At 40.8% G+C, this 412-nt stretch carries 1 protein-coding gene; it reads left to right on the forward strand.

The features are described 5' to 3' along the window. Positions 1–45 precede the first annotated feature (45 nt). Positions 46–412: CocE/NonD family hydrolase C-terminal non-catalytic domain-containing protein (locus tag AC13HU_RS38255; RefSeq protein WP_483046593.1), on the forward strand; the 367-nt coding region annotated here is incomplete at its 3' end.

Consider the following 412-nt stretch of genomic DNA (forward strand, 5'->3'; position numbering starts at 1 on the left):
CATATACACAAGCATCTCTTTTTCCATAATGGTGCTCATGTTTACATGAACAATTGGCAATCAATTGACTTCCGTGAGTCCATAAATGCCTTATTGACCAAGAAATTACTAGGACAGGAAACAGACTTTCAACTTCCTACTGTTATCTGGCAGGACAATACAGCTCCACAGACTTGGTTATCACTTGATAACTTCGGTGGGCAAGAAAACTGTGAAACCTTCTCACTTGGTCAAGAAGAGCAAGCTATTCAAAACCAGTACCCAGATAAGGATTTTGAGCGCTATGGTAAGACATACCAAACCTTCAATACAGAGCTCTATCAAGGGAAAGCCAATCAGATTACTATTAACCGTCCTGTGACTAAAGATCTCCACCTAAACGGTCGCGCTCAGCTCAATCTTCGTATCAAAT

The organism is Streptomyces sp. NH27 (assembly GCF_056859195.1).